An 842-nucleotide genomic window follows, 5' to 3' on the forward strand; every position below is an offset into this window, starting at 1 on the left:
CCCAAAGAGGACTTCGAGCACCTCATCTCGGCCCTCAAGCAGGAACGCGGCGTCACTCTGGACAACGAATTGACCGCTGAAGCTCTGCAAGAGCTGGTGGGCTCATACAAGGCTCTGGTTGAGGAGCGCACCGGCAAGCCCTTCCCACAGGACGTGCAGGAACAGCTGGCCTGTGCCATCGAAGCGGTCTTCCGTTCCTGGAACAATCCGCGTGCCATCTACTACCGCGAGATGAGCAAGATCGACCACAATCTCGGTACCGCCGTCACCGTGCAGTCCATGGTCTTCGGCAACCTGGATGATCGTTCCGCCACCGGTGTCTGCTTCACCCGCAACCCCAGCACCGGCGAGAAGGCGCTCTACGGCGAGTACCTGATTCGCGCCCAGGGCGAAGACGTGGTGGCCGGTATCCGCACGCCCGACAAGATCGCCAACATGCGCTCCACCATGCCCGATGTGATGGACCAGCTGGAAGCTACCGCCAAACTGCTGGAAGCGCACTATCGCGACGTGCAGGACATCGAGTTCACTGTGGAGTCGGGCACGTTCTACATTCTCCAGACTCGTTCCGGCAAACGCACCGCCGAAGCGGCCGTGCGCATCGCGGTGGAGATGTTCGATGAGGGCATCCTCAGTCGCGAAGAAGCGCTGATGCGGGTTGATCCCAAGGAGATCAACTCCATTCTTCTGCCCAGCTTCGATCCCGCCGCCAAAGCTGCCGCCGTCAAGGAAGGGCGAGTGCTGACGGTGGGTCTGAACGCTTCACCGGGCGCGGCCATCGGCGAAGTGGTCTTTGATCCCGACGAAGCGGAACGCCGCGGCAAGAACGGTGAAAAGGTGAT

1 protein-coding gene is annotated in these 842 nt (G+C 61.3%); it reads left to right on the forward strand.

The genetic code is table 11. The annotated features are described in order from the left end of the window. A partial coding sequence (locus JNK74_28385) for a pyruvate, phosphate dikinase (protein MBL7650106.1) occupies positions 1-842 on the forward strand: 842 nt, incomplete at both ends.

It is taken from the genome of Candidatus Hydrogenedentota bacterium (genome assembly GCA_016791475.1).
Lineage (GTDB): Bacteria > Hydrogenedentota > Hydrogenedentia > Hydrogenedentales > JAEUWI01 > JAEUWI01.